The sequence below is a fragment of the Tenacibaculum aestuariivivum genome (assembly GCF_964507685.1).
In the GTDB taxonomy this organism is placed as follows: domain Bacteria; phylum Bacteroidota; class Bacteroidia; order Flavobacteriales; family Flavobacteriaceae; genus Polaribacter; species Polaribacter aestuariivivum.
On sequence record NZ_OZ208414.1, the window covers coordinates 1,512,586 to 1,539,578 of the forward strand.

24 protein-coding genes and 1 tRNA gene are annotated in these 26,993 nt (G+C 30.1%); 11 read left to right on the forward strand and 14 right to left on the reverse strand.

Annotated features, from left to right (window positions below):
* Positions 1–159: 159 nt before the first annotated feature.
* From ACN5J4_RS06695 to folB, 7 genes are all read right to left on the reverse strand, one after another.
* Positions 160–1,848: a glutamine--tRNA ligase/YqeY domain fusion protein gene (locus tag ACN5J4_RS06695; RefSeq protein ID WP_418649241.1), complete on the reverse strand. Its 1,689-nt coding sequence runs from the start codon at positions 1,846–1,848 to the stop codon at positions 160–162.
* A gap of 124 nt (positions 1,849–1,972) precedes the next feature.
* On the reverse strand, positions 1,973–3,829 hold the full coding sequence (locus ACN5J4_RS06700) for a M1 family metallopeptidase (RefSeq protein ID WP_418649242.1): 1,857 nt from the start codon (positions 3,827–3,829) through the stop codon (positions 1,973–1,975).
* 1 nt (position 3,830) lies between these two features.
* Positions 3,831–4,235 (reverse strand): hypothetical protein, encoded by a 405-nt coding sequence (locus ACN5J4_RS06705; RefSeq protein ID WP_418649243.1) that lies wholly within the window; start codon positions 4,233–4,235, stop codon positions 3,831–3,833.
* A gap of 62 nt (positions 4,236–4,297) precedes the next feature.
* Positions 4,298–5,938: a S8 family serine peptidase gene (locus ACN5J4_RS06710; protein WP_418649244.1), complete on the reverse strand. Its 1,641-nt coding sequence runs from the start codon at positions 5,936–5,938 to the stop codon at positions 4,298–4,300.
* A gap of 10 nt (positions 5,939–5,948) precedes the next feature.
* Positions 5,949–6,794, reverse strand: a complete 846-nt coding sequence (locus ACN5J4_RS06715; RefSeq protein ID WP_418649245.1) for an MBL fold metallo-hydrolase — start codon at positions 6,792–6,794, stop codon at positions 5,949–5,951.
* An 82-nt stretch (positions 6,795–6,876) separates the two neighbouring features.
* Positions 6,877–6,947, reverse strand: a tRNA-Cys gene (locus ACN5J4_RS06720).
* A gap of 55 nt (positions 6,948–7,002) precedes the next feature.
* Positions 7,003–7,365 (reverse strand): dihydroneopterin aldolase, encoded by a 363-nt coding sequence (folB, locus tag ACN5J4_RS06725; RefSeq protein ID WP_418651146.1) that lies wholly within the window; start codon positions 7,363–7,365, stop codon positions 7,003–7,005.
* Between the two features lie 177 nt (positions 7,366–7,542).
* On the opposite strand from folB, the gene ACN5J4_RS06730 reads away from it, so the two are divergent.
* The 8 genes from ACN5J4_RS06730 to ACN5J4_RS06765 all read left to right on the forward strand — a co-directional run bounded on the left by ACN5J4_RS06730 (position 7,543) and on the right by ACN5J4_RS06765 (position 17,263).
* Entirely contained in the window at positions 7,543–8,451 is a 909-nt protein-coding gene (locus tag ACN5J4_RS06730) for a RimK family alpha-L-glutamate ligase (RefSeq protein WP_418649246.1), read from the forward strand.
* Between the two features lie 315 nt (positions 8,452–8,766).
* Positions 8,767–10,086: a DEAD/DEAH box helicase gene (locus tag ACN5J4_RS06735; protein WP_418649247.1), complete on the forward strand. Its 1,320-nt coding sequence runs from the start codon at positions 8,767–8,769 to the stop codon at positions 10,084–10,086.
* A 735-nt stretch (positions 10,087–10,821) separates the two neighbouring features.
* Positions 10,822–11,448, forward strand: coding sequence for a DUF6973 domain-containing protein (locus tag ACN5J4_RS06740; RefSeq protein WP_418649248.1), 627 nt, complete (start codon positions 10,822–10,824; stop codon positions 11,446–11,448).
* A 105-nt stretch (positions 11,449–11,553) separates the two neighbouring features.
* Positions 11,554–12,618: a magnesium/cobalt transporter CorA gene (gene corA, locus ACN5J4_RS06745; protein WP_418649249.1), complete on the forward strand. Its 1,065-nt coding sequence runs from the start codon at positions 11,554–11,556 to the stop codon at positions 12,616–12,618.
* A gap of 186 nt (positions 12,619–12,804) precedes the next feature.
* Entirely contained in the window at positions 12,805–13,470 is a 666-nt protein-coding gene (locus ACN5J4_RS06750; RefSeq protein WP_418651147.1) for a succinate dehydrogenase cytochrome b subunit, read from the forward strand.
* Between the two features lie 12 nt (positions 13,471–13,482).
* Positions 13,483–15,495 (forward strand): fumarate reductase/succinate dehydrogenase flavoprotein subunit, encoded by a 2,013-nt coding sequence (locus ACN5J4_RS06755; RefSeq protein WP_418649250.1) that lies wholly within the window; start codon positions 13,483–13,485, stop codon positions 15,493–15,495.
* Positions 15,496–15,504: 9 nt separating this feature from the next.
* Entirely contained in the window at positions 15,505–16,251 is a 747-nt protein-coding gene (locus ACN5J4_RS06760) for a succinate dehydrogenase/fumarate reductase iron-sulfur subunit (protein WP_418649251.1), read from the forward strand.
* A gap of 85 nt (positions 16,252–16,336) precedes the next feature.
* Complete coding sequence (locus tag ACN5J4_RS06765) at positions 16,337–17,263, forward strand: M28 family peptidase (protein ID WP_418649252.1); 927 nt, start codon at positions 16,337–16,339, stop codon at positions 17,261–17,263.
* 72 nt (positions 17,264–17,335) lie between these two features.
* Here ACN5J4_RS06765 and ACN5J4_RS06770 read toward each other — a convergent pair whose 3' ends face one another.
* The gene (locus tag ACN5J4_RS06770) at positions 17,336–17,719 is read right to left on the reverse strand and encodes a DUF1573 domain-containing protein (protein ID WP_418649253.1); all 384 of its coding nucleotides are present in this window, start codon (positions 17,717–17,719) and stop codon (positions 17,336–17,338) included.
* Between the two features lie 192 nt (positions 17,720–17,911).
* Between ACN5J4_RS06770 and ACN5J4_RS06775 the strand changes: the two genes are divergently transcribed.
* Both ACN5J4_RS06775 and ACN5J4_RS06780 read left to right on the forward strand, forming a co-directional pair.
* The gene (locus ACN5J4_RS06775) at positions 17,912–18,883 is read left to right on the forward strand and encodes a sensor histidine kinase (protein ID WP_418649254.1); all 972 of its coding nucleotides are present in this window, start codon (positions 17,912–17,914) and stop codon (positions 18,881–18,883) included.
* Between the two features lie 6 nt (positions 18,884–18,889).
* Positions 18,890–19,576, forward strand: coding sequence for a LytR/AlgR family response regulator transcription factor (locus ACN5J4_RS06780; RefSeq protein ID WP_418649255.1), 687 nt, complete (start codon positions 18,890–18,892; stop codon positions 19,574–19,576).
* 15 nt (positions 19,577–19,591) lie between these two features.
* On the opposite strand, the gene ACN5J4_RS06785 is transcribed toward ACN5J4_RS06780, so the two are convergent.
* A complete protein-coding gene (locus ACN5J4_RS06785; protein ID WP_418649256.1) occupies positions 19,592–20,203 on the reverse strand; it encodes an NAD(P)/FAD-dependent oxidoreductase in 612 nt (203 codons plus the stop codon).
* Entirely contained in the window at positions 20,204–20,785 is a 582-nt protein-coding gene (locus tag ACN5J4_RS06790) for a MarC family protein (RefSeq protein WP_418649257.1), read from the reverse strand.
* 109 nt (positions 20,786–20,894) lie between these two features.
* Between ACN5J4_RS06790 and ACN5J4_RS06795 the strand changes: the two genes are divergently transcribed.
* Positions 20,895–21,467, forward strand: coding sequence for a DUF3109 family protein (locus tag ACN5J4_RS06795; protein ID WP_418649258.1), 573 nt, complete (start codon positions 20,895–20,897; stop codon positions 21,465–21,467).
* 203 nt (positions 21,468–21,670) lie between these two features.
* On the opposite strand, the gene ACN5J4_RS06800 is transcribed toward ACN5J4_RS06795, so the two are convergent.
* From ACN5J4_RS06800 to ACN5J4_RS06815, 4 genes are all read right to left on the reverse strand, one after another.
* On the reverse strand, positions 21,671–23,008 hold the full coding sequence (locus ACN5J4_RS06800; RefSeq protein ID WP_418651148.1) for a deoxyguanosinetriphosphate triphosphohydrolase: 1,338 nt from the start codon (positions 23,006–23,008) through the stop codon (positions 21,671–21,673).
* A 10-nt stretch (positions 23,009–23,018) separates the two neighbouring features.
* Positions 23,019–23,756: a hypothetical protein gene (locus ACN5J4_RS06805; protein ID WP_418649259.1), complete on the reverse strand. Its 738-nt coding sequence runs from the start codon at positions 23,754–23,756 to the stop codon at positions 23,019–23,021.
* A gap of 51 nt (positions 23,757–23,807) precedes the next feature.
* Positions 23,808–24,119, reverse strand: a complete 312-nt coding sequence (locus ACN5J4_RS06810) for a hypothetical protein (protein ID WP_418649260.1) — start codon at positions 24,117–24,119, stop codon at positions 23,808–23,810.
* Between the two features lie 371 nt (positions 24,120–24,490).
* Positions 24,491–26,890, reverse strand: coding sequence for a ribonucleoside-diphosphate reductase subunit alpha (locus ACN5J4_RS06815; RefSeq protein WP_418649261.1), 2,400 nt, complete (start codon positions 26,888–26,890; stop codon positions 24,491–24,493).
* Between the last annotated feature and the right edge of the window lie 103 nt (positions 26,891–26,993).

Consider the following 26,993-nt stretch of genomic DNA (forward strand, 5'->3'; position numbering starts at 1 on the left):
TTATTATTGATTTTCAGCCAGGTATTTTTTACCACAACTTTTCTTAATCAGTAAAGATACATATTCTAGCGAAAATGGAAAATGGATTTTTAGCATAAAAAAACACCTTATAATTCAGTAAATTATAAGGTGTTGAAGTTAAAATAAAAATATGTAGTTTTAATTTACTTTTGCCCAATTATCTCTTAATCCAACGGTTTTATTAAATACTAAATTTTCTGCAGTAGAATCATCATCAACATTAAAATACCCTAAACGTTGAAACTGAAATTGCTCACCAATTTTTGCTGTTTGTAAACTTGGCTCTACAAAAGCTGTAATTTTTTCTAAAGAATTAGGGTTTACAAATTCCATAAAATCTTTATCTTTATGTGCATCTGGTGCCTCATGTAAAAACAATCTATCATAAGCTCTAACTTCAGCTTTTACAGCATGTTTTACAGAAACCCAGTGTAAAGTTCCTTTTACTTTACGCTTGCTTTCTTCGGTATTACTACCTGATTTTGTTAATGGATCATATGTACAGTGAATTACTGTTATTTTGCCATTTTCATCTTTTTCACAACTAGTTGCTGTTATAAAATAAGCACTTTTTAAACGTACTTCTTTTCCTAATTTTAATCGGAAAAATTTTTTATTTGCTTCTTCTCTAAAATCTTCGCGTTCTATATAAATTTCTCTTGAAAAAGGAATAATTCTTGTTCCTGAATTTTCATCTTCTGGATTATTTTCAGTGATAAGGATTTCTTCTTTATCTTCCGGATAATTATCAATAATTACTTTTACAGGGTCTAAAACCCCCATAACTCTATTAGCCGTTTTATTTAAATCTTCACGGATTTTGAATTCTAATAAAGAAACATCAATAATATTTTCTCTTTTAGAAACCCCTACAGTTTCAATAAAATTACGAATTGAAGCTGGTGTATAACCACGCCTTCTTAATCCAGAAATTGTTGGCATTCTAGGGTCATCCCATCCGTTTACAATTCCATTTTCTACCAAAGTTAATAACTTTCGCTTACTCATAATAGTATAGCTTAAGTTTAAACGAGAAAACTCGCGTTGTTTTGGTGCATTTGGAAATTCTGATTTACTATATTCGTACACATTGTCACGAAACCAGTTATATAATTCTCTATGAGGTTTAAACTCTAACGAACATAATGAGTGTGATATTTGCTCTAAATAATCACTTTCTCCATGTGTCCAATCATACATCGGGTAAATAACCCAATCATTTCCTGTACGGTGATGTGTTTTCTTTAATATACGATACATTAAAGGATCACGTAATAACATGTTTGGCGATGCCATATCAATTTTTGCTCGTAAAACGTAAGTTCCTTCTTCAAACTCACCTGCTTTCATTCTACTAAACAAGTTTAAGTTTTCTTCAACACTTCTATTTCTAAAAGGACTATTGGTTCCTACAGATGTTGGTGTACCTTTTTGAATACGCATTTCTTCAGAAGATTGACTATCGACATAGGCTTTTCCGTCTTTTATCAATAAAACAGCCCAATCGTATAATTGTTGAAAATAATCAGAAGAATATAATTCCTTATCCCATTTATACCCTAACCAAGTAACATCTTTTTTAATGGCATCTACATATTCTTGCTCTTCTTTGGCAGGATTTGTATCGTCAAAACGCAAGTTTACAGGAGCATTATATTTCTGCCCTAAACCGAAACTAATTCCGATAGCTTTTGTATGTCCGATATGTAAATATCCATTAGGTTCTGGAGGAAAACGAAAACGTAAATTTTCTTTAGGCATTCCGTTTGCTAAATCCTCTTCAATAATTTGTTCTAAAAAATTCAATGATTTTTTTTCTTCTGACATCTTCTGTTGAAATTGAATTACAAAATTACGGAAAATTGTTGAAGAAAATTTTATCATAAAAATAGAAAAGCGAAAATTCTATATAGAATTTTCGCTTTTCTTAAAATTATTTTGTTTGCCTTTTTTATTTACCGTAAGAATTATTTTCTAAATTAATATCTGCCATTAATTTTGATGGGTCAATTTGTACTGATTCCACTGTTTTAGAGGCAGTAAAACTATAGGTTGGATGTGCAAATGTCCAATCTTTGATAATAGTTGCCTTGGTTGGTTTTTCACCACGCATCATTTGTAAAGGAATGTTAAATAATTCTTTTGAACCATCGGTATATACTACCTCAACATCAATAGGCATTGGCATTCTTCCAATTCTTTCTAAAGTAATTTCTTTTCCGCTTACTGCTTTTACACCGTAATCTATAGTATGTGTAGTTTGCGTCCATTCATTTAAAAACCAATCTAATTGAATTCCTGAAACTTTCTCAGCCGTTCTTTTGATATCGTTTGGCGTTGGATGTTTAAAAGAAAAATCAGTAAAATACTTTTTTAATGTCTTTGCGGTATTTTCTTCACCAATAATATATTCTAACTGTGTTAAAAATATATTTCCTTTTGAATAACTTCCCATTCCGTATGCCATATTTGTATGATAGCGGTCGGCGTGTGTAGAAAGAGATTCTTCTAAATTATTCTCTACCACATAATTATAATATCTGTAAGAACCAGCGTGTGGATTTTCATCATTTTTACCAGAAATAACATTTTCGGCTTTGTTAGAAATATAGGTTGTAAAACCTTCATCCATCCAAGAATGTTTAGTTTCATTAGATGCTAATAAAAACTGAAACCAAGTATGCGCTAATTCATGCGCTGTAACACCAAATAAGCTTCCCCAGTTACGTTTTCCTGTAATTAAAGTACTCATTGCGTATTCCATTCCACCATCACCACCTTGAATTACGGAATATTGTTTATATGGATATTGCCCAATATTTTCACTAAAATAGGTCATTAATTCAGCAGTTTTAGGCTGTAATTTTTTCCAATTTTTCAGATATTTTTTATCTAATGTTTTTTTGTATAAAAAGTGCAAATCGATACCATTTTCCATAGTCAAGATATCGTGTTTATATTCAGGATCGGCTGCCCAAGTAAAATCGTGTACGTTTGGTGCTGTAAATTTCCATGTTAATTTTTGTCCTGAAGGAATTTTTAAAGCATCTTTTTTATTTTCATATCCATGCCCTACTTCCTGCGGATTTTGAAGATATCCAGTTCCTCCAACGGTATAATTTTTATCAATATGAAGCGTTACATCAAAATTACCCCAAACACCATGAAATTCACGTCCTAAATACGGAGGTGTATGCCAACCTTCAAAATCGTATTCAGCCATTTTAGGGTACCATTGTGCCATAGATAATGCCACTCCTTCTTTATTATTTCTTCCAGAGCGACGAATTTGATTTGGCACTTGTGCATCAAAAATCATATCAAAAGTAACGCTTTCTCCTGGCTCAATTGCTTTATTTAAAGTAACCTCTAAAATAGTTCCAACAGTTTCGTGTTTTACTATTGTTCCGTTTTGTTTTAAAGAATTTACTTTGATATAACCAATTTCTGATGGCGATAATTTACTAATTCTATCTCCCACTCTTGCATCTGGATCTTTAATATTCCTTGAACGCACATCCATTTGAGAATTTGGTTGAAACGCATTGAAATATAAATGATAAAACACTTTATTTAATTCATCTGGTGAGTTATTAGTATACACCAGCCTTTGATTTCCTTTATACTGATATGTTTTAACGTCTATATCAATATCCATCGTATAATCTACATGTTGTTGCCAATAATTTTGATTTATAGGTGTATTTACTATTTTATTTATTGAACTTTTTACATTATTATTTATTGCGCTTGTAGAGGCACAAGAAATCATTGACAATAATGAAAATCCTAAAATTATTTTTTTCATATTAAATTGATTTAACACCTATAGCTGTAAGCGTATTTTTTAAATTATTTAACTCGTTTTCATTTTTCAAAATTGAGAAACTTCTTTTTTTTCCGTTGAATAATTTTAAATAAACACGTTCTCGTCCAAAGGTTTTTTTAACTTCTAAACCTTTTATTTTAGTAAGTTGATATGTTTTTTTCCAAGATCTTTTTAACAGGTAAAAAATTACAGCAATAGCAGATACTGCTGCTAAAAGCATCATAAAAACAAATAATAATTCATTTTTATCATAACTCATGTAAAATAACTGAACACTCATATTAAGCGCATTAACTAGCATTAACACGATAATTAACCACGAATTAGTAGGCACATCATCATTAATAGTTAGTTGTTGCTTTTGTTTATCAAACGCTAGTTGCATAGGTAATTTTAAAACAAAAAAAGAGCATCAAAATAATGCTCTTTTTTAAACTGTATTATTTTTTATTTTCTTCCGTTCACCATTCTGTCTGCCATTTTAACGGCATTATATGCATTTACAACACGTCCTGAAACTGATAAATCAGCAAAAGGAACTAAATTTCCTGCAGGATTTTCTCTAGTTTGAGAACCAGGCTTAACAACTTCAAAATTAATTTTAGTACCAGAGTTCATTAAAATATGTTTTACCTGACTAGCAGATAATTGCGGATAATATGAACGTACTAATGCTGCTACCCCTGCTGCAGAAGGTGCTGCCATTGAAGTTCCACTAACTCTTTTATAATTATTATCTGGTGTTGTTGAATTAACTTTAACTCCAGGAGCAAAAACATCAACATTCTTTTTACCATAGTTAGAAAAACTTGCAGGTAAATTTTCATTAAAGTTTGAACTCATAGCGCCTAATGTTAATACATTATCAGCTATTTCATTGACTAAATCTGGCGCATCATTTGGAAATGTTTTTTCAATATCAATGTTTTTACCATCATTACCGGCTGCATTTACAATTAATACATCTTTTTTAGCTGCGTATTTAATAGCGTCATAAACCCATTCTTTATTTGGCGAAAAATCTTTACCAAAACTTGTGTTTATAATTTTTGCACCATTATCTACTGCATAACGAATACCTAAAGCAACATCTTTATCATACTCGTCTCCATTAGATACCGAACGTACTGCCATCATTTTTACATTATCTGCAACACCATCCATTCCTTTATTATTATTACGTGTAGCTCCAATAATACCGGTTACATGAGATCCATGATACTCATTTTTTTCAGAATGCCCAGTGTTTGCATCTCCATAACCAGGCTTATCATTAATATCGTAAGGATTGTCTCCTACAACAGTACGGTAATCTGTTTTTAAATTATTACCTTCAATTACACCTTGTGCCTTTATAATTCCTTTTTCAAAATACTCTTTTGCTTCTTTAAAATCTGCAAAATAGCCTAGCATATTAGTTGCAAGTTCTTTTGCGTTAGTTAACACTTCATCAGTAGTATTAATAGCAGCAACCTCATTTTTAGTATAGTTTGGTTTTGCAAAATATTTTACGAGTGCCTTGTGAGACTCTCCACAAGCTATAACTAACTTACCATAACGATCTTTTGTTTTTTTAGCTTGTTCAACCTTTGTTTTTTGAAGTTCTTTTACCTCAGCTACAGTAGCAGCGTCAGTAATTGACGGATTCATTAAAATACGTTCGTACTCTAAATGTTCTTTATATGACTTTCCTAAAAAGTTCCAGCCATGAATATCATCAACATACCCATTTTTATCATCATCAATTCCATTACCTGAAATTTCTTTCGTGTTTACCCAAGCAACATCAACCAAGTCTTCATGTTTAAAATCAGTACCTGTATCTACAACTGCAACTATAACGGTATTACTTTTTTTACCTTTTAAAAAACTGTATGCTTTATTCACACTCATTCCAGGAATGGTATCTGTAGCTAAATCTAAATGTTGCCAATTATCTTTTTCATACGTTGTTAGTTCAGCTTTTTTTGCTGAAATATTAATCACAGTATTACTTCCTGCAGGTACTGTTGTTTTACTTATTGACGAACAACCTACTAAAGTAGTTATTGCAATTGCTGAGTAAAATACGGGCTTCAAAACTCTCATAATCTCTATCTTAATTAAATATATCTGTAAAATTATAACTTTCTTTTAAACGCACACCTTTTTCGGTATGTTTTACGGTAATTAATTCGTTATGGGCATCGTGCTCTAAAAATAAATAAAATTCATTGTCTGCAGCCTCATTTAAAAAAACTTCTTTTTCTTTTAGCGTTAATAACGGCCGGGTGTCATAACCCATAACATAAGGCAAGGGTATGTGACCTACAGTTGGCAACAAATCTGCCATAAAAACAACAGTTTTACCTTGGTATTTAATTTTTGGTAACATTTGTTTCTCTGTATGACCATCTTTAAACAGCACTTCAAAACCTACATAATCTTTAGCATTTAAATGTAAAAAATTAAGTTGTCCGCTTTGTTGTAAGGGTAAAATATTTTCTTGTAAAAAAGAACCTTTTTCTCGTGCATTAGGCTTAATTGCCCAATCCCAATGACGTTGATTACTCCAAAAACGAGCGTTTTTAAACGCTGGTTCGTAGCCTGTTTTATTTTTATTCCACTGAACTGCCCCTCCACAATGATCAAAATGCAAATGTGTTAAAAAAACATCGGTAATATCATCTCTATGAAAACCATGTTTTGCTAATGAAAGGTCTAAAGAAAAATCTCCGTATAAGTAATAGTATCCGAAAAATTTATCTGATTGTTTATTTCCAATTCCAGTATCAATTAAAGTTAATCGATCTCCATCTTCAATAAGCATACAACGCATGCTCATTGAAATCATGTTTTTATCATCGGCCGGATTGGTTTTTTGCCAAATTGTTTTGGGTACTACACCAAACATAGCACCACCGTCTAACTTAAAATTGCCTGTTTCTATTGAATAAATTCGCATAACTACAAAGATGCAGAATTTTAGTGAAACTTTTTGTTAAGGAAAACAAAAAAGCGTATCTAAAATAGATACGCTTTTTTTGAGGTGTCTAGCGGATTCGAACCGCTGTACATGGTTTTGCAAACCATTGCCTAGCCACTCGGCCAAGACACCTTTTGTTTATTAGGACTGCAAATTTACACTTTTTATTTTTTATTGCAAGCTTTTTTTAACTTTTACGTACTTCTTTTAAAATAATTACTACTTCTGCTACATTTCCACCGATGGGTGGATTAATTTTTGCAACACTAATTTCAGCTTCATCAACAAGTTGTATTTCTTTAAATACTCTATTTAAAATACGTTTTGCAACGTGTTCTAATAATTTAGAGCGAATTGCCATTTCTTGTTTTACAATGTGGTTTAAGTGAACATAATCTACAGTATCAACTAGTTCATCTGTTTTTGCTGATTTTTGTAAATTAGCCTTTACCTCTATATCTACTCTATATTCTGAGCCTATTTTAGCTTCTTCTTCTAAACATCCGTGATTTGTAAATAATCGAATGTTGTTTACACGTATAATTCCCAAAGTATATTTTATTGAATTTATAAGTACAAAAATACTCATTTTACTTTACTTCAAGTATTTGTTATTTAGTATTAAATATTACGTTATTTTTTTATTATTAATAAGTAATTGTATTTTTAAAAGTATTTTACTGACTTAAAAAAACAGTAGCTTTGTACACTCTGAATACCTTAAATTATGACTATTTTTATTCTTTCTGTTAGCGATCAAATATATTCTACTCAAAGAGTGTATAAAGAGGCTACTCGTCGCGGACATAGTGTTAGCGTAATTAACCATTTAAAATGTGTTATAAAATTAAAAAACGGAAAGTCAGAAATAATTTACAAGGGCAAAAACATTATTAATATTCCTGATGTAATTATACCCAGAATTGGCGCTTCTGCTACGCGTCATGGAGCGGCTATTGTTAAAGAGTTTGAACTTAATGGCACTTATAGTACGGCTAGTTATTTAGGAATTTTGCAATCGCAAAATAAGGCTACTACCTTACAAATTGTAAACAAAAAAAACATTCCTATTCCTGATACTTTATTTTCGGTAAGTCCTGAAAATATTGATGAACAAATAGCCTTATTAGGTGGCGCACCTATTATAATAAAGCTACAAGAAGGTACGCATGGTGCTGGTGTTATTTTGGCCGACAGTAATAAGTCTGCAAAATCAATTATTGATACTCTTTATAGTACAAATACTAATATTTTGTTGCAAGAATTTATACATGAAAGTAATAGTGAAGATGTAAGAGCTTTTGTTGTTGGTAATACCGTTGTTTCGTCAATGAAAAGAAAGGGGGCTAAAAATGATTTTAGGTCTAACATTCATCAAGGAGGCCGTGGTTTTAAAATTGATTTATCTGAACAAGAAACAGCAATAGCTATAAAAGCGGCACATTGTTTAAACTTGCCTGTTGCAGGAGTTGATTTAATTCGCTCTAAAAGAGGTTCATTATTAATAGAAGTAAATTCAGCTCCAGGTTTACAAGGAATAGAAACTTACACGAAACATAATATTGGTAAATCAATTATTAAATTTTTAGAGGATGTTATATACACTAAACTTCAAAAAAATAAAGGCTTACTATAAGTAGGTTTTATTGTATTGTTTTATTTAAAAGAATGACAAACCTTTAAAGCAACAAAAAAACGTATTAAAAGGCCTAGCCCCGATTAAAGCATTGTTTGAGCTCTCTTGCTTTTTTTTAGCAAGAAGCGAGTGCCGAAAGCGGGAAATAGCTTCTAATTATTTTACCTAAATAATTGGCTGTATATTTTTAAATTTCAATGCTTTTTAACCGCAAGAAGTTAGTTAAAATTAGTAAAAAACACCTTGTTAATAAATTGCAGTACCTTTGCAACTTCATAGAAGTGCTTATTTTAGAGTATTTCTTAAATAACATATATGACATTTAAATCTTTAGGATTATCTGACGCTTTATTAAAAGCTGTCAAAGAAAAAGGATACGACACTCCATCACCTATTCAAGCAAAAGCAATACCTTTAATTTTAGAAGGTAAAGATGTATTAGCATCAGCACAAACAGGTACCGGAAAAACTGCTGGTTTTACATTGCCAGTTTTACAACGATTAGCAGACACAAAACACCCTAAATATAGACCATTAAGAGCATTGGTGTTAACACCTACAAGAGAACTTGCTGCACAAGTTTACGATAATGTAAGAGAATATAGTACGTATTTAGACATACGATCGACTGTAGTTTTTGGAGGGGTAAAAGCCGCAAGCCAAATAAAAACGTTGCGTCAAGGTGTTGATATATTAGTAGCTACTCCTGGTAGATTATTAGACTTACACGATCAAAAAGCAGTATCGTTTAAAAGAATTGAGGTACTTATTTTAGATGAGGCAGATAGAATGCTAGACATGGGGTTTGTTAGAGATATTAACAAAATTATTAGCTTTATGCCCGTAAAACGTCAAAATTTGATGTTTTCTGCAACATTTTCAAAAGATATTAAAAAATTAGCTGAAGGAATTTTAAACAATCCTATTTCTGTAGAAGCAGCACCACAAAATTCAACGGCTGATAAAGTTTCGCAAAAAGCATACTCCGTTAATAAAGCACAAAAAACAGAAATTGTTATCAATTTAATAAAAGAAGGTAACTGGAGTCAAGTTTTAATATTTACAAGAACAAAACATGGGGCTAATAAATTAACCGAAAAATTACTTAAAGCAGGTATTTCTGCTGCGGCAATTCACGGAAATAAAAGTCAGGGTGCTCGAACAAAGGCATTAGCCAATTTTAAAAACAATACCAACAGAGTATTAGTAGCTACTGATATTGCTGCCCGTGGTATTGATATTCCGTTATTACCACATGTTATAAACTTTGAATTACCAAACGTACCTGAAGATTATGTTCACCGAATTGGTAGAACTGGTAGAGCTGGTGCAAAAGGAGAAGCACTATCGTTAGTTTGTAGCGAAGAAACTGAATATCAAAAAGAAATAGAAAAAATATTAAAGCAAAAATTAAAAACCGAAGTTATTATAGGCTATGAGCCTACCGATACTGCGGGACCTAAAAGAGCTGCTACCCAAAAGAAAAAATCAGGAAGCACAAAGAAAAAAGGTGTTGGCGCTACCCATAGAGGCGCTGCTGAAGGAGCTAAAAAACCTAAAAAACAACGTTCTAGTAATTCATCTAGAACCGCTAATAACAACAGTGAAAATACTCCAAAAAGACACAGAAAATAACATGATTATTTCTACTTATAAAAAATTTATTTGGAGCTACTTCCCGCTTTACGCACTCGCTCTTTTTTTGAAAAAAAAAGGAGCTCAAACAAATGCTTCAATCAGGGCTAAATATTTTAGTTCTTTTTGAAATACTTTTTTAACTTGATAGATTCAAGTATAACTACAACACTTTTTGTTTTGATTGATAAACAAATTATGAATAAGTAAATTTTTGCAATTTCTAAAAAAGCTTTCGTTATTTACGAAAGCTTTTTTTATTTCTTTCAATAACTAAAATATTATATAAAAAGCGAACCTATTAAAAAAGTAACAATTAAAATAAAAAGAAAACATAACACTATAAAAACAATAAATAAAACATTTTACTTTAAGACTTATATTAAAAAAAATGTTTCTTTATTACAAAACACTGAAAACTAAAGCATAAAAAAAGATTGTAAATTACTTTTAAAAAAAGTATTAAAAATGAAGCATTGAGTTTAAACTGAGCTAACAAAAGTTATATCTTTTGTTAACCTACACAAAGCTTTTAATACTAAAAAACCATATATATTTGTAACGTTATTAATAATAGCATCCCCCCAGTGCTAATCCCCCTAAATATAATAACAGGCCTAAATAAAACCGTACTTAATTGTACGGTTTTATTTGCTTTTAACTTAAAAATCGCACCTAATAAAAAATACCGAAAACAAATAAAACAACATTATATTTGAACTAAAAAATATTGCTTTGATTAAAAAATACTTAAATATTAGTTTATTATTTATTAGCCTTTTTTCATTCTCACAATCTAATTGGAAGAAGTTTAAAACCCTTTCAACTCCCAAAAAAATATGGGTAATTTTACATCCTTTTAAAGCTAAAAAAGCATTACAAATTTCAACCGAGGCATACCAAGTAGCCGATTCTATTAAAAAGCTACCATTATTAGATGGTGATGCTTCAGGTGGGCAAGTTGACGCCTTTCGACATGCTTTTTGGATGGCTCGCTTACATGAAGAAATAGGAAAAAACGCAGCAATTTCTTTAGGAAAAGCACATGAAAAAGAAAACTATAAAACCTATAAAAATCGTAAGTTAGAAGATGGGGTTATACCCGATAAAATAGCCTCTACAATGGATTTATTTAATAACAAAATAGGAGTATCACTTTCTAAAAAAAGAAATATAACTTCAAAAAAAACATTAATTCATAAAGTTATAAAAGCCATTTACACAGGTAAATTAAAAATAATTAAAAAAACTACTAATGGAACTTTTTTAACCTGCAATAATACTCCTATTTCTCTAGAATCTTTAAAAGGAAAATGGAAAAATAATAAATGTTTAGTCGCATCTAATTATAAAAGGAGATGATATAAATTAAAAAACTACTTTTTTAACCAAAAAAAGAATTCATTTAATATGATTTCTTATAACTTTGAATAATTTTAGTCAAAAAAAGCTTATGTTCAAAAAAATATGACACGATACATAAAAAAAAAGAAGCAAGATATTGGACTTTCACCCGATGAATTGATTTTTAGAGGAGAGAAAAAAACAAATAAAATTTTACTAAGAGTCATTGATTTTGATGCTCAAAATTTAACTGAAGACAGTACAAAAACAATACAAGAAATTAGTCAGCTTCAATATAAAGATACTGTAACTTGGCTAAATGTAGACGGGCTTCATAACACAAGTGTTATGAAAGAAATTAGCACTGCATTTAACCTAGATACTTTAGTTATAGCAGAGGTTTTAAATACTGATGCTAGACCAAGGGTTATAGAATACGATAACTGCACACTTATAACCATTAAAATGCTAATGTTAAGTGAAAAAAGCAACAAAATAGTTGTTGAAAATTTAAGCTTAATTCTTACAAAAACAATGTTAATTTCATTTCAGGAACAAAAAGGTGATGTATTTGAACCTGTTAGAGAACGTATAAGAAAGCAGAAAAAAAGAGTGCGCACAGGTGGAACTGATTATTTAACATTTGCTTTATTAGATATTGTTGTTGACAATTATTTGTATGTAATTAGCATTTTAGGTGATAAAATTGAAACTATTGAAGAAAATCTTTTATTAAACCCTAATAAAAATATTATTAATGAAATTAATAATTACAAACGAGAGTTGAATTTTTTAAGAAAAAGTATAAAACCAGCAAAAGAAATGATTTTTTCATTAGCAAAAACAGACTCTGATTTTATTACAGAAAACACCTATGTACATTTTAAAGAATTAGAAGATAATATAAGCCAAGCCAATGATGCTTCTGATAGTTATCGAGAAATATTATCAGATCATCTTAATATATATCATACAACCATTACTAGTAAGTTAAATGATATTATGAAATTTTTAACCGTTTTTTCTGTAATATTTATCCCTCTAACATTTATAGCAGGTATTTACGGTACTAATTTTGAATATATACCAGAACTATCTTACAAATACAGTTATTTTATAATGTGGTTTATTATGATACTTATTGCAATAAGTATGCTTTTATTTTTCAAAAAGAAAAAGTGGTTTTAACTGAATGTTATTAATTTTAAAAAAAATGTATAAAATTAAAAAAACGAAATAAATACAGTGTTAAAATAAACTTTACACACCCCCTATTTAAACCCATTCTAAATATTTGATAAAAAAATTCGTAAAGTTTGTACAAGTAGCCTGTAGCTCTTAAATTTGTTTATTATATATATATAAACAAACAAAATAATGGGATTATTAAAATCTTCTATTGGAAGAAAATTTGCCATGGCACTTTCGGCGTTCTTCTTGATGTTCTTCTTACTACAACATTTTGTAATAAACATCACCTCAATTTTTCCTGACAACGGAGCAACATTTAACAAGTTATCTCATTTTATGGGAACTAACCCGTTAATTCAATATGTTATGCAACCGGTCCTAATTTTTGGTGTAGTTTTTCATTTTGTAATGGGGTTCGTCTTAGAAGTAAAAAACAACAGTGCACGTAATGTAAGTTATGCAAAAAACAACGGAGGCGCAAATTCTACTTGGATGAGTAGAAACATGATATGGTCTGGAGCGGCTATTTTAGCATTCGTAGTATTACACTTTATTGATTTTTGGTTTCCAGAAATTAATCATAAGTATATTGCTATGTTGCCAGAAGATCCTACTCGATACTTTCATGAGTTACAAGAAAAATTCGTAAATCCACTTAGAGTTGTGGCGTATATCGTAGCTTTTGTATTTTTAGCATTACACTTATTACACGGGTTTACTTCAGCATTCCAATCGGTTGGAGCAAACAACAAATACACTAAAGGATTGAAAACATTTTGTAAAGTGTATGCAATTGGTATTCCTGTTGGGTTTATCATCATTGCATTATTTCATTACTTCAATCATTAATACGAAACTAGTATGGCTTTAGATTCAAAAATTCCAAAAGGTCCATTAAAAGATAAATGGACAGATTATAAAAATCATATCGATTTAGTAAATCCGGCAAACAAACGTAATATTGACGTTATTGTTGTAGGTACTGGATTAGCGGGTGGTTCTGCTTCAGCAACTTTAGCTGAATTAGGATACAACGTAAAAGCATTTGCTTATCAAGATTCTCCTCGTAGAGCGCATTCAATTGCAGCACAAGGTGGAATTAATGCAGCAAAAAATTATCAAGGTGATGGAGATTCTTTTTACAGATTATTTTATGATACTGTAAAGGGTGGAGATTACCGTTCTCGTGAAGCTAACGTATATCGTTTAGCTGAAGTTTCTGCAAATATTATTGATCAATGTGTGGCACAAGGAGTTCCTTTTGCTCGTGATTATGGTGGTTTGTTAGATAACCGTTCGTTTGGTGGTGTATTAGTATCTCGTACTTTTTATGCTAAAGGACAAACAGGACAACAATTATTATTAGGTGCTTATTCTGCAATGAACCGTCAAATTGCTCGTGGTAAGATTGAAATGTTCAATCGTCATGAAATGTTAGACGTTGTTAAAGTTGATGGAAAAGCCCGTGGAATTATCGCTCGTAACTTAGTTACTGGTGAAATTGAGCGTCATTCAGCACATGCTGTTGTAATTGCTACTGGTGGATACGGAAATGTATATTTCTTATCGACAAATGCAATGGGTTCTAATGCTACTGCAGCTTGGAAAATCCATAAAAAAGGAGCATTTTTTGCAAATCCTTGTTATACACAAATTCACCCTACTTGTATTCCTCGTTCAGGTGATTATCAATCAAAGTTAACGTTAATGTCAGAATCATTACGTAACGATGGTCGTATTTGGGTACCAAAAAATTTAGATGATGTAAAAGCAATTAGAGAAGGCCGTAAAAAACCTACTGATTTATCTGAAAACGAAAGAGATTACTATTTAGAAAGAAGATATCCTGCCTTTGGTAACTTAGTACCACGTGATGTTGCCTCTCGTGCAGCAAAAGAGCGTTGTGATGCCGGTTATGGTGTAAATGCTACTGGTGAAGCAGTGTATTTAGATTTTAAATCTGCCATTAATCGTTACGGTAAAGAACAAGCAAAAATTCATAACATAACAAACCCTTCAGAAGCAAAAGTATATGAATTAGGGCAAGCTATCGTAGAAGCAAAATATGGTAACTTATTTCAAATGTATGAAAAAATTGTAGATGAAGACCCTTACAAAACACCAATGATGATTTATCCTGCAACTCACTATACAATGGGTGGTGTTTGGGTTGATTATAACTTAATGACTACTGTTGATGGATTGTACTGTATCGGAGAAGCAAATTTCTCTGATCACGGTGCCAACCGTTTAGGAGCTTCTGCATTAATGCAAGGTTTAGCAGATGGTTATTTCGTATTGCCTTATACCATTGGAGATTATTTATCTAAAGATATTAGAACAGGAAAAATTTCTACTGATACCAAAGAGTTTGATCAAGCTGAAAAAGATGTTACAGAACGTATCAATTTCTTTGTAAATAATAAAGGACAACATTCTGTAGATTATTACCACAAGAAATTAGGGAAAATTATGTGGGAAAAATGTGGAATGTCTCGTAACGAAAAAGGTTTAATTGAAGCTATGGCTGAAATTAAAGCATTACGTGAAGATTTCTGGAAAAATGTAACAGTTCCTGGTAGTTCGAATGAAATGAATCCTGAATTAGAAAAAGCAGGTCGTGTAGCAGATTTCCTTGAATTAGGTGAATTATTTGCCAAAGATGCTTTAAATAGAAATGAATCATGTGGAGGTCACTTTAGAGAAGAATCTGTTGAATTAGACGGGTTACAAAAAGGTGAAGCTAAACGTAACGATAAAGATTTTGCTTACGTAGCTGCATGGGAGTACAAAGGTGAGCCTGCTAATGCAGTTTTACACAAAGAAGAATTAGAGTTTAACGATATTGAATTAAAACAACGTTCATACAAATAAGAAGATATTATGAATTTAACACTTAAAATTTGGCGTCAAAAAAACGCAAGTGATAAAGGAAAGATGGTCGATTACCAAGTAACCGACATCTCTGAGCATATGTCTTTCTTAGAAATGATGGATGTACTTAACGAGCAAATAATTAATAAAGGTGATGAACCTGTTGCATTTGATCATGATTGTCGTGAAGGAATTTGCGGTATGTGTTCTATGTATATTAATGGTGAAGCTCATGGGCCTGATAGAGGTGTAACTACGTGTCAATTACACATGCGTATGTTTAAAGATGGTGATACAATTACTATTGAACCATTTAGAGCCGCTGCTTTTCCTGTAATAAAAGATTTAGTTGTTGATAGAAGTTCTTTTGAACGTATTCAACAAGCTGGTGGATATATTTCAGTAAACACATCAGGTAATACTCAAGACGCAAACAGTATTCCTATTTCTAAAGAAGCTGCCGATAAAGCAATGGATGCTGCAACTTGTATTGGTTGTGGCGCTTGTGTTGCTACATGTAAAAACTCTTCTGCAATGTTATTTGTTGGGGCTAAAGTAAGTCAATATGCATTGTTACCTCAAGGACAAATTGAAGCTACTGATCGTGTTTTAAATATGGTAGCTCAAATGGATGCTGAAGGTTTTGGTAACTGTACCAATACGGGAGCTTGTGAAGTGGAATGCCCAAAAGGAATTTCACTAGAAAACATTGCTCGTATGAATACTGAGTTTATGAAAGCTAGTTTAAAAGGATAAATCCTTTTTTTATATAAATTAAAAATCCCGAGTTTTCACTCGGGATTTTTTTGTTTAATTTTGCATTCAATTTATTTAACCAATCATGAAAAAATTACAATTTTTAATTCTAACTATTTTAACAGTTTTTTTAATTTCTTGTAAATCAGAAATACAAGAAACTACACCAACTTCAAAATATCAGTTTACAACCGATTTAATATTAAATGATATTAAAGTTTTATCTTCTGATGAATTTGAAGGTAGAAAAACAGGTACTCAAGGAGCAACAAGTGCTAAAAATTATATAAAAGAACGTTTTAAGAAACTCGATGTAACTCCACTTCTTAAAAACTTCGAACAACCTTTTACTTTTAATAAAGGAACAGAGACATATAATGCTATTAATGTTTTAGGACTTATTAAAGGAACAACTCATACTGATAAATACATTGTATTATCTGCTCATTACGATCATTTAGGTATTATCAACGGAAAAATATTTAATGGTGCTGATGATAATGCTTCAGGTGTTGCTAGTTTATTTGCATTTGCTGAATATTTTCAAAAACACCCTCCAAAACATAATATCATATTAGCCGCTTTTGATGCTGAAGAAATAAGTTTAAAAGGTGCTTATTATTATGCAGATAATTCTATAATTGATTTAAATAAGATAGTATTAAACTTGAATTTTGATATGATTTCAAGAAGTAATACTAAAAAATTATTTGCTGTAGGAACTCGTTATACGCCAATATTAAAAGAAACAATAACGTCATTAGATAAAGTTGGAGAAGTTGAATTACTTACAGGACATGAAGGTTTAGATAACTCAGAAAATTGGACAAACTCTAGCGATCATGCAGCATTTCATCAAAAAGAGATTCCTTTTATATATTTTGGCGTACCAGATCATGAAGATTATCATAAAGCTACAGATACTTATGAAAAAATAGATAAACTATTTACAGTTGATGCTATTCAAACAATATTAAATGTTTTTACTAAATTAGATGCTAAAGAGTTATAAAAATAGCTATTATTTAACATTTTATATAAATAAAAAATCCCGAGTTTTCACTCAGGATTTTTTGTTTAAAACTTATTTAGAAGCTAATGTATTTTTAGCACTTACATGCCCTTTAATTTTTATTCGTTTACTTTTTGTTTTGGCATTAGAAACAATGGTAAACATTTTAGAAAAACCTCCTACTCTATTCGTGTCGTAAGAAACAGCTATTTTACCTTTTTTACCTGGCATAATAGGATTTTCGGGTTTCTTTGGAACAGCACATCCACAAGTAGAAACAACTTGTTTAATTATTAAAGGAGCATCACCAATATTTGTAAACTCAAATACACGATTTTTTTCAGAACCTTGTGTAATTTTTCCGTAATCAATAGATTCTGCTAGAAATTTAAATTCTTGTGCATTTACAGATAATGCCATTAAAAAAACAGCCGATAATGTTAAAATTGTTTTCATATTATTAAAGTTTTAGTATTATTTACTTCAAATGTATTTTTTTTTATCCTTCATAAAAAAAACAAAGTATATACATCCTAAAAACTTATATCAACTACAATTAAAAGAATAAAATAGCAGTATGTACTTAACAAATAGCATTTAGTACTTATTATTTTGTTGAATCAGTAAATTTTAGTTACTTACATTAATATGATTAAACTAAATAAAAAAAATAGTGCTCAGGCATTAATTCACGTACTTTTTTGGCTACTTTTTACCTTTGTATCATTATTTGTATTTACACGCTATTATTGGGCTGAAAATCCATTTTTACAATATTTTTTTATCCTTGTTATTATTGTTTACACAAATAATCAAGTACTGTTACCTTTTTTTGTAAAGAAGAAATGGTATATATTATATAGCTTTATTTTTATGCTGATTTCATTTTTAGCAACACAACTGTATTGCTATGTTTTTGCACGTTGCGGATGTTCAGTTATGAAATGTTTAAGTGATTATTTATGGCAAACTTTAACACCTTTATTATTTTTTTCATTTATATGGGTGTTATTTCGATATATAAATCAATCTGAAGAAGTTGAAAGAATTCAACAAGAAAAAACAGTCATGGAATTAAAGTTTTTAAAATCGCAAATAAATCCGCATGTGCTATTCAATAACCTAAATACTATTTATGCTTATGCTATTGAAAAACCCGAAAAAGCACCCGATTTAATTTTAAAATTGTCAGATAATTTAAAGCATGTTTTATATGAAAGTAATTCAGAAAAAGTAAGCTTAGCTAAAGAAATTCAGTTTTTAGATAATTATATAATTTTCCATAAAATTAGAACCGAAGGACTCAAAGAAATAAATTATCAGACTTCAACAGATTCTGAAAATTATAAAATAGCACCATTATTATTGATTACAATTATTGAAAATGCTTTTAAACACAGTATAGTTAATAGTAATATCTCAATAATAATTAAGGCTGATAAAAATAAATTAACCTGTATTTGTACGAATAATTATGATATCAAAAAGATAAAAAACACCAATACTATTGGCTTAGAAAATTTAAAAAAGCGATTGAATTTATTGTATAAAAACAACTATGAATTATCTATTGATGCTACAGATATTTTTACAGTATCATTAACCTTAAACTTAGTATAAATAATTATGGATTGTATTATTATTGAAGATGAACTTCCTGCTCAATATATTATTAAAAACTACATTCGTAAAATTCCAGATTTAGAAGTAATTGCTACTTTTCAAACTGCTATAAAGGCTAATGAGTTTTTAAAAAATAATACAGTAAGTACTGTTTTTTTAGATATTAATTTACCCGATATTTCTGGATTAGATTTTATAAAAACGATTAAAAATCCTCCAAAAATAATTATTACAACTGCTTATCCTGTTTATGCTGTATCAAGTTTTGAACTAGATACTATTGTCGATTATTTAGTAAAACCTTTTTCTTTTGATAGATTTTTAAAAGCAGTTTCTAAAGTTGAAAAACAGTTAAATTCATCCGAAGAAAAAAAGAAAGAAGCACTCTTTTTAAATGTCGATAAAACAATTCATAAAGTTTATATTGATGATATTTTGTACTTAGAATCAGACAGAAATTATGTAACTTTTTTTACTACGGATAAAAAATTAACCATAATTGATTCTTTAAAAAATTGGAAAGACACTTTAAATGATACTCAATTTATACAGATTCATAAATCGTATATTGTAAATATCAAAAAAATAGTAAAATTTACAGGAACAAATATTTTTATCGATTCTAAAAATTTACCCATTGGTAGAACCTATAAAAAAATACTATTGGCTCACTTAAAAACAAACCAATAGTACTTATATATAAAACTAAACGGTAATTTTATCGTGTATTTTTGTTGGGGTATGATTATTCCAAATAGTTAATATATCAGTAGCTACACTTGCTCCGCTACCAGCTGCTATTGCAAACTGACTACGCCAACCAGCTAAAGTTCCGCAAACATATAAACCTTCTTTTATTAAGTGATTAAAATTACGAAGCTGTACTCTATCTTTCATCACATTTGCTCGCATATGTGGCTCTATATATTGTTCTAAACCTCCTATTTCAAACGGTTTTGAATAATTTAGTGCAACAACAACCAATTTGCTGTAATATTCACTTTTATTGGTTATAATTTTATAACCGTTTTCATTATCTAAAACAGCAATTACTTTTTCATTTTCAATTTGAGATACTAATGGATATTGCTTTTTTAATTGTGCTTTTCCTTCAATTAAAATATCACTTCCTAAAGTTCCTTCAGCTACACCTAAAACATTATTAAATAAAGCATCTTTTAAATGAGAAGCTCTTTGATGCATTAAAATACCTACTTTTTTATCTTTGGCATACTCTTTTTTATGCGCTGACCCTAAAACCAAGGCACATTGCATTCCTGAAACTCCTCCTCCTATAATTAATACATCAAAATTCATTTAGGCTAATAATACTTTTATATTTTCTGCAAATAATCGTACTGCTATTGCTAATAAAATTACTCCAAAAATTTTTCTAATAATTTTAATACCGTTATTACCTATAATTCTTTCAATTTTTGCTGATGTTTTTAATACTAAATAAATAAGCACCACATTTAATAAAACAGCTATAATAATATTTTGTATGTCAAACTCTGCTCTTAAAGAAAGTAAGGTTGTTAAACTACCAGGTCCTGCTATTAAAGGAAATGCAAGCGGAAAAACAGTTGCCGTTATGGTTTCATCCTCATCATCTTTATACAAAGTAATTCCTAAAATCATTTCTAAAGCAATAAAAAATAAAATAAATGCACCTGCAACTGCAAAAGAATGTACATCTACTCCAATTACGGCTAATAATTCTTTACCTAAAAACAAAAATACTATCATAATAAAACCTGCTATAACCGAAGCTTTTTCAGATTGTATGTGTCCTACTTTTTTTCGCAAATCAATAATAATAGGAATATTACCTATAATATCAATTACTGCAAACAATACCATAAAGGCTGTAAAAATTTGTTTGGTGTTAAAATCCATAATATTTTGTTTTTCAAGCGCAAAATAATATAAGTAATGCTACAATCTGTTATTTTTGCATTTAAATTTTATATGAAGTTTTTGTAAACTTCTAACTTAAACTATTTTTATGTTCCAATTAGGAAAAACTCTTGTTTCAGAAGATATTATTGATAAGGATTTTGTTTGTAATATTTCTGCCTGTAAAGGTGCTTGTTGTATTGATGGTGATGCTGGAGCTCCATTAGAAAAAGAAGAAACAAAAATTTTAGAAGATATTTATCCTAAAATTAAACCATTTCTTCGAAAAGAAGGTATTGATGCTATTGAAAAACAAGGTGTTTGGGTTACTGGTGATTTTGGTGAGCTAGAAACTCCTTTAATTAATGGTGCCGATTGTGCTTATGTTATTTTTGATGATAAAAACACGGCGTTATGTGCTATTGAAGAAGCTTATAACCAAGGTGTTGTAACTTGGAAAAAACCAGTTTCATGTCATTTATACCCTGTTAGAATTAAAGAATACAGTGAGTTTACTGCTGTTAATTATGATAAATGGGATATTTGTGATGATGCTTGCTCTTTAGGTAAAGAATTGCAAGTACCTGTTTATAAATTTGTAAAACAGGCTTTGATAAGAAAATTTGGTCAAAATTGGTATGATGAATTAGAAGTTATTGCTGAAAAGAGAAAAAACGATTAAGATATTTATCATAAAAAATAGAGTGTAATTACACTGTATTTTTTATGATAAATATACTTTTTGTATACTTTATAAAAAATATAAGCTTATTAAAAAGCCATACACTTTATGTATAAGCTTAGCCCCGATTGTAGCATTTGTTTGAGCTCCTTGCAAAGAGCGAGTGCGAAAAGCGGGAAATAGCTACTAACTACTTTTATAAACTATGTAATATTTCCTTTTGTTTTTTGAAATAACCGAATTGCAAAACCATCTGACAGGCCTGCTACGTAACTACATATTTGCATAATTCGGGCATATAAACTTTCTTTTTCTTGTTGGTATTGTTTAGGTAATAAATTTAAAATTAAAATATCATAATTCGATGCCGTACCTTCAAACTTATTGTTTAATGCAGTTACAAATACGTTTAATAAATCTGCAATAATTTTATAACCAGCTACTTCTTTTTCAACAACATCTTTACTACGGTAAATTTTATCAACACTAATTTTAATAATATCGTTTATTTGTGCTTCATATTTGCATTTTTCTAATAACGACTTTTGAAAATTTCCTTTTAAAATAGCGACTTCATTTTCTAAAAAAATATCAACAGCTTCATTAATTAATACGCCTATGGCTAAGGCTCTTAAATAACTTACTCGGTCTTTCGTGTGTTTTAATGAGTAATATTTTTTACTATCAATAGTATCTTTAACTAATTTGATCATATACTCTAAAGCATAGTCTTCATCAATTAACCCAAGATTAATACCGTCTTCAAAATCAATAATTGTGTAACAAATATCATCTGCAGCTTCTACTAAATAGGCTAATGGGTGACGGTAATAAGAAATTCCTTCGCTTTCTTTTTTTCTTAAACCTAAATTATCTACAAGGTCAATAAAAGCTAATTTTTCTGATTGAAAAAAGCCATATTTTTTATCAACAATATGGTTAGTTGGTTTTTTTGGAAGTGACTCTTTAGGGTATTTCATAAACGCACCTAAAGTTGCGTATGATAAGCGTAACCCTCCTTGGGTTGCTTGATTATTTTCTGTTAAAATTTTAAATCCGTTTGCATTTCCTTCAAAATCAATTAAATCTTGATATTCTTTTTCAGTAAGTTGGTTTTTATATTGCAACCCCTTGCCTGTTTTAAAATATTCTCCGATAGCTTTTTCTCCAGAATGCCCAAATGGAGGGTTTCCGATGTCGTGCATTACAGATGCTGTGGCTACAATGGCTCCAAAATCATTAAAAGTGTATCCTAATTTTTTTAAGTTTGGATGCCGCTCTAATAACACCTGCCCTACTCTTCTACCTAAAGTTCTACCTACTACTGACACCTCTAAACTGTGTGTTAACCGTGTGTGTACAAAATCGGTTTTAGAAAGTGGTATTACTTGTGTTTTATCTTGAAGGCTTCGAAAGGCTGATGAAAATATGATTCTATCAAAATCTACCTCAAAACCTATACGGGTTTCGTCTTGTTGTATGCGTTCACGCTTTTGGATATCACCAAAACGTTTTAAAGATAGGAGTTGTTCCCAGTTCATTGTATCCATTTTATAATAAATCTAAATCTATTAACATATTAAATGCTTTTGCACTTCCTTTATTGTAAGCCTTTTTTAGGTAAGTTATTCCCTTTTGTTTTTTATTTATTGAAATATAATAGGCTCCTAAATGTGCGTATGCATCATAATTTCCTAAAATAAATGCTTGTTTTGCGTAATTAATTAACGTGGTGTTTGTTTTAGTATTTTGTTTTAGTAATTTTTCTAATTTACTAATAGCTTGTTCTCTTTTTAAAAGTAACATACACGATTGTACCACATTTTGCTCGCATAAATTATTGTATTGGCTTACGTTGTTTTTGGTGTATGTTAAAAGACTTGTTTTTGAATGTGCTTTTTGCAGGTTATAAAATGTACTTAATAACTGGGCTTGTGTATGTGCTTTTTTATTATTTTTTCTGTTATTTACAACAGTTTTATTAATGTTTTTAACCCACAATACATCTTTTGTCCATTTACCAACGCCTTTTAGGGTTTTGCTATTTATTATTTTAAATATTAAAAGCCCTTTGTCAGGATATACAAACAAACTATCATTTCTATGAAAATAATTTGCGTTAATTTTAGTAAATGGTGCTATAGCTACTTTTCCGTTAGCATCAAATGTAAACGATGTGTACATTGATTTACCTACTACCTTAAAGTTACCATATAAATTATTATTACAGTTTTGAGAACTTACACTTAGCGTAAAAAGTAATACTGTTATTATAATACTATTTTTCATCCTTCAAATTTACAAAAAAAGAGAAGCCTTTCAGCTTCTCTTTTTTTACTTTTATGAATATTTACCCCAATTTCTTTTCAAAAACCAATTAGGCTTCCATTTAATATATTTTGATGGCTCAAAATATAAGTCAGTAAGCTCAATATTTAAAACTCTACCTGGTAATAACGGTAAATTATGCGCTCCTTTGGGACCATTCAAATCTAAAAAATGATATCTAATTGATTTATCTTTGAATTTTGTGCTTGGTCCAATATCAAAAGGAATACATTTCCTTGTTAAAACTCTCTTGTTATTTGTTACATAAGTAACTCTTACCACCAATCTATCATTGATTGATTTCACAAAAATATCTCTGTTCATATATTTATTTTTTATACCTATTAACAATTCTATTTTATTTGTTAATAACAATTTTACGTAGCTCCCTAGTTGTTTTTATGGGCTTTATGCTACATTATATTTATTTTATAAATATTTAACTTGATAGAAAGATCTTTGTTTTGTACTTTTGAAAAACAAAATCAGAGATGAGGTAATCTCTTCTTCTCTAACTTTGGAATATTATTGGGGCCGAATCCAAAAAATATTAAAAAAATCAAGAGGAATATTTAATTATGTTCCTTTTTTTTATGCTTTATATTTACTCCCTCAGCAAAATCATTTTAATTCTTCTTTAAAAAGAGAAGCCTTTCGACTCCTCTTTTATCACTTTTAATTTAGTTTTATGGTTTTTAAGAACCACACATTAAACAATCATCGTCTGGTGCTCCATTTTTAGAAGCATCAACCATTGCTTTAAATTCTGCTGCATTCATTGGTTTATCTTCACTAATAACATCAGCTGTTTTATCAATATTTAAGGTAAACTGTTTTGCATTTACTGCCGATTTTGTACGTAAATAATACATTCCTGTTTTTAAACCACTTTTCCATGCATAAAAATGCATTGAAGTAAGTTTTCCATAATCAGGGTCTTTCATAAATAAGTTTAACGATTGAGATTGATCGATAAAATATCCTCTATGGCGTGCCATATCAATAATATCTTTCATACTCATTTCCCAAACCGTTCTATATAAATCTTTTAAATCTTGTGGAATAGTCGCAATATGTTGTATAGATCCGTTTGCACGCATAATATCTTCCTTCATGCTATTATTCCATAAGTTTAACGCTACTAAATCTTCTAACAAATGTTTGTTTACAACAATAAACTCTCCCGATAATACTCTACGAGTATATATATTAGAGGTATATGGCTCAAAAGCTTCATTGTTTCCTAAAATTTGAGAAGTTGATGCTGTTGGCATTGGTGCTACTAATAACGAATTACGTACACCATGTTTCATTACCTCTTTACGCAAACCATTCCAATCCCAACGACCGCTTAAATCTGCTTCTTTAATTCCCCACATATTGTGCTGAAATTCTCCTTTCGACATTGGCGAACCTTTAAAGGTAGAGTACGGTTCTTTTGCTTTTGCAATTTCCATTGATGAAGTTACTGCTGCAAAATATAAGGTTTCAAATATTTCTTGATTTAGTTTTTTTGCTTCATCTGATGTAAATGGTAAACGTAACATAATAAAAGCATCAGCTAGTCCTTGAATTCCTAATCCTACCGGACGGTGACGAACATTAGAGTTCTCAGCTTCTACAACAGGGTAATAATTTCTATCAATTACCGTGTCTAAGTTTCTAATTACCTTTTTGGTTACTTTATATAATTTTTTGTGATCAAAAAACTTATCTCCATTCTTATCTTCTCCAACAAACATTGGTACCGCTATAGATGCTAAGTTACATACTGCTACCTCATCTTTAGCAGTGTATTCCATAATTTCAGTACATAAATTTGAAGAACGGATGGTTCCTAAATTCTTTTGATTTGATTTACGGTTAGCTGCATCTTTATATAACATGTACGGAGTACCTGTTTCAATTTGCGATTCTAATATTTTTTCCCATAAATCACGTGCTTTAATGGTTTTTCTACCTTTGCCTGCAGCTTCATAACCTTTATACAAACGCTCAAATTCTTCACCATAAGTGTCAAATAAATTTGGGCATTCTTGCGGACACATTAAGGTCCAATCTGCATCATTTTGTACACGTTCCATAAATAAATCAGAAATCCACATGGCATAAAATAAATCACGCGCTCTCATTTCTTCTTTACCATGATTTTTCTTTAAATCTAAAAAATCATAAATATCAGCATGCCAAGGTTCTAAATACATAGCGAAAGAACCTTTACGTTTTCCTCCTCCTTGATCTACATAACGTGCCGTGTCATTAAATACTTTTAACATTGGTACAATACCATTTGAGGTACCGTTAGTGCCTGCAATATAACTTCCTGTTGCACGAATATTATGTAAAGACAAACCTATACCACCTGCTGATTGCGATATTTTTGCTGTTTGTTTTAAAGTATCATAAATGCCTTCAATACTATCATCTTGCATTTGTAATAAAAAGCAAGACGACATTTGTGGTTTAGGGGTACCTGCATTAAACAATGTTGGTGTTGCATGTGTAAAATATTTTTTACTCATTAACTCATACGTAGCAATTGCTTCTTCAATATCATCTTTATGAATACCTATTGATACACGCATTAACATATGTTGTGGACGCTCTACAATAACTCCGTTTAATTTTAATAAGTAAGAACGTTCTAAGGTTTTAAACCCAAAATAATCATAATTAAAATCACGACTATAAATAATAGTAGAATCTAATTTATCAGCATTTTTGATAATAATATCATATACATCATCGGCTAATAAAGGCGATTTTTTTTGAGTACGAGGGTTCTCGTATTCATATAAATCAATCATCGTTTCTGAGAACGATTTTTTGGTGTTTTTATGTAAGTTAGATACAGCAATTCTTGCGGCTAATTTGGCATAATCAGGATGTGCAGTAGTCATTGTAGCGGCAACTTCTGCGGCTAAGTTATCCAATTCAGAAGTAGTTACCCCATCATATAAACCTTCAATAACGCGCATGGCTACTTTTACTGGATCTACAATATTATTTAATCCATAACACATTTTTTTTATCCTTGCAGTGATCTTATCAAACATTACAAGCTCCTTTTTCCCATCTCTCTTAGCTACATACATATTGTTGTTGGTTTTAATTTTGTGGATACGTATAATTTAATAAAAAATTATACGTGTCGTTTAATAAAAATTGTTTCTTAATAGAAACTTATAATAGTGTAAA